The organism is Thalassovita litoralis (assembly GCF_900182725.1).
Classification (GTDB): domain Bacteria; phylum Pseudomonadota; class Alphaproteobacteria; order Rhodobacterales; family Rhodobacteraceae; genus Thalassobius; species Thalassobius litoralis.
Genome location: NZ_FXTO01000064.1, coordinates 1 through 3381, shown reverse-complemented (window position 1 = coordinate 3381; position 3381 = coordinate 1). Strand labels below are relative to the sequence as shown.

The 3381-nt window shown below is 54.5% G+C and carries 5 protein-coding genes; all 5 read left to right on the top strand.

Annotated features, from left to right (window positions below; translation table 11 throughout):
- Nucleotides 1–268 (top strand): hypothetical protein (locus tag FN828_RS20705; RefSeq protein WP_185959108.1); only part of this gene is annotated, 268 nt, incomplete at its 5' end.
- Between the two features lie 11 nt (nucleotides 269–279).
- On the top strand, nucleotides 280–543 hold the full coding sequence (locus FN828_RS20185) for a spike base protein, RCAP_Rcc01079 family (protein WP_142495104.1): 264 nt from the start codon (nucleotides 280–282) through the stop codon (nucleotides 541–543).
- 145 nt (nucleotides 544–688) lie between these two features.
- Complete coding sequence (locus FN828_RS20180) at nucleotides 689–1768, top strand: hypothetical protein (protein WP_142495103.1); 1080 nt, start codon at nucleotides 689–691, stop codon at nucleotides 1766–1768.
- Entirely contained in the window at nucleotides 1765–2862 is a 1098-nt protein-coding gene (locus tag FN828_RS20175; RefSeq protein ID WP_142495102.1) for a hypothetical protein, read from the top strand. Before FN828_RS20180 ends, FN828_RS20175 begins: the two co-directional genes overlap by 4 nt.
- Nucleotide 2863: 1 nt before the next feature.
- The gene (locus FN828_RS20170) at nucleotides 2864–3259 is read left to right on the top strand and encodes a hypothetical protein (protein WP_142495101.1); all 396 of its coding nucleotides are present in this window, start codon (nucleotides 2864–2866) and stop codon (nucleotides 3257–3259) included.
- The last annotated feature ends 122 nt before the right edge of the window (nucleotides 3260–3381 follow it).

Sequence of the window (3381 nt, the reverse complement as noted above, 5' to 3'; positions counted from 1 at the left end):
CAATATCGAGGTCCCTGTCGCTAAATCGGACGGCACCGCCAAAGATATCACCGGGGCCATAGTCGCTGCCGCCGCAAAGCGCGTAACAGATGGGGCCACAGTCGATCTGGCTGTCACGGTGACGGACGCACCGAATGGCCTCTGTCAGGTGCGCATCGATGCTGAGAGCCTCGATCCCGGCGCATGGCAGCTACAGGTGAGAGTAACACTTGGTGCCGACACACAGACCGTCCTCGACACTCCAATGACCATCCGCAACAGCTTCTGAAAGGAGCCATCGTGCCCGATCCCATCACACACTACACCCCGGATTCATCGTCCCCAGCCGGTGATTTTTTTAGCGTCACCCCTGATGATGACACTGACCTGAGTATTTACTGCCGTGCTCTTTATATCGGTACCACTGGCGATCTGGCTCTGATCAGTGTTGGTGGAACCACAGTCACATTCAAGAATGTCGCTGCTGGGTCGATCCTGCCTGTTCGTGCGTCACGAGTATTAGACACAGGCACCACTGCTACCGACATTGTTGCGCTGTGGTGACATTATGCTCTCCCTATCCCTTTCTCTGACCTCAGCCGCTCTACAGCGGGCGAGTACCACACCTGCCTCAATCTTCGGACCTGATGACGAATGGGTTTGGCTGGAGCCGAGCACTTCATACGCATATCAGGACACGTCAGGCACAGTGCCGTCTGAAATCGGTGATCCTGTCGGGTTGATTATTGACCGTTCTGGCAATGACTACGATGCGGTCAGAGTCACAAATGATGATTACCGGGTGACGCTGGTACGGGCCGATAACGGTGATCTGCTGTTCCAGAATGATGAAATTGACGATGAGATGCAGATCACGTTTCCCAATTTGGGGACGGAATGTACCATCGCTTACGTCACACAGTCTGAGATCAGGCTGCTTGAGGGTCAGACGCTGAACGGGTCATATACCCTCCCTCAGCACGATCTGCTCGGATTTGTGGCTGTTGATCGGGCCATGACAAAAGTCGAAAAGATCAGGCTCATCAGGTATCTGGCAAGCAAGGCTCAAGGTGTCAGATATGGCGCCGATCTGAATGATATGCAGCTTGCGTGTATCAATGCTGCGGATGTTTTTGTGTATGACACGTCATTGGACAGCGATGGCGGTGCATGGGCTGTCGGAGCGTATCCGGCCCTGATGGTGATCGTAGCGGAGACTGCATCTGTAAAAATATATGATGGGGCTGACCCGACATTGCCGCTTCATACGACGCTGGACTTTACAGGGTATGCCGTCACATCTGCTGCCGCTGTTGCTGGGGTGCTGTCTGTCGGTACGTCAACGGGTCTGGCGGTGTTTAATCTGGCAGATGGCGACACGACTGTCGCGCTTGATTACACAACCGCAACCGATCCTGCAATCGTGAGCAACGCCGTGAATGACGTTGCCATGGCGGTTTTGCCTGATGCCCCAATTGACCCTGCGACGGGGCTTCCTGTGCCTACGATTGCCGTGGCGACTGCGGGCGGCGTGTCGGTGATTAAGGATGATGGGACTGTTGTGGATGTTGTCTACAGTGGGTCTCCTGTGATTACATCTATTGATGCAACCCCCGACAGACTATTTTTCTCAGCAACAAATGGGGTTGTTATCACATCAGGATATCCATCTTCTGACGTTTCAAGTGCATCATTTTCAACGCTGGCAGGTTTGCTCCTAAATGGTGCTGGATACTACATTACATCTATGCCTGCTCTGCTTGGCACAGTTTCGAGGGTAGTGACATGAAACATTTTGGTTCAACGAGCGGCCTGACAGCACTGGCCGAAGATCAGGCAACCCAGGCAAACGGCATGGTCGCTTACACCACCTCCACCTACAACACGGGCTGGATGCCGGGAGCGATCAAGGGTGCCTTCCTCGCTGACACTGACGACGCCGATTTGGTTGGCTCTGTTTATCTTGATGACGACTTCACAAGCTATGCTGACCAAGCTGCGGCAGAGGCTGCGGGGTATGAGTTTTCAGGCTGCACATTTGATGCCGCCAATGACCAAGTGGACTTCCCCGGAACGGGAACATTTACGTTTAGTGGTGCTGATCCATCCCCTAACGGCGAACCGATTATTGTTAAAATAGTTGTTTCAAACCGAACGGCGGGGAACCTCTCGTTTCAAGCAGCCTACAGCCAAGTGTTCGCTTTTGGGGAAACGGGCGCACTGGATGCCAACGGCACGTATTACTTTTCCTGCACTTCTGCGCACTTGCGGGTGCTGGCACTCAATGGGTTCGACGGTTCCGTGGATAGCGTAACAATTTATGGAGCAGACACAGACCGCTCGATGAACAACAAGGGTCTCATCGTCAATGGCACTGTGACCCGTAGCCCTGTGGCTACCGGCGCTGAATTAGTGGCTTACTCCGGATTCTCTGCCAGCAACTACCTCGAAAGCACGAACGCTTCCTACGTTGACACGCTCTACGCCCTCGGATGGGAGCAGACGAACGGGGTCTGGGAGTTCAAGCACGGAGTGGTGAGTACTGCGCCCATCGACGGGCTGACCATCACGGGCAACACCCTGAAGATCGCTGGAACCAAGCCCAAGGCCCTCATCCGCCTGTCAGCAACGATCCCAACCTCCGACCAGATCGCCAAAATCTACAACGACGAGAAGGTGCTGTTCCAAGAGAACGCCGCCTGCACCCTATACGGGGCGTCGAACACGGTGACAGCCCTCGCGCACGATCTGGGTACGGACCTGCTGCATGTAGGCACCTCTGCTGGGCGGTCAGTGTTCCGTGGGTTGGAGCGCATACAGAACACATCGACAAGCGTGGCAACGGCAATCAGCGCCGTGAATGGCCTGATTGCGGAGAAATAATATGCAGATAGTAACCATATGGTGTCCCAACACTCTGACTGATGCAGGCAATCACGTACATGTCCTGCTGGGTAAATCTGATACATTGCAGACATATTCAGGCGGCTGGATCGCACCCAATGGCGATACTGGTAGCGTATCGTCTGGCCTGTGGTCCGATGCTCAGATTGATGGCGTAGGCAATCCCGCAATTCTGGACGCACCACATTTGCAGGAACTCTACGTAGGCAACGGTGGCATCGTTGATCGCTCCCTCTGCGAACAGGCGCAGGGGTCGTTTGCTGTCATTGATCTGGAAAACCCGCAGTTTGATCCGAGCAAAATCACAGCGGTGATCGGCCTGTCTGGTGCTGAGGCGGTGGCAATGCTGGGCGTGAAGCGAACACCGCCTGAGTAGTTCGGGCAAATGGCGTAACCACAGACTAAAGACCAACCACAGCCGCCCGATGGGCGGTTTTTTTATGCGCGAGGACGAGCAGAGATGACCCATGAGGGACTTATGGTGAAAGCAACAAACGG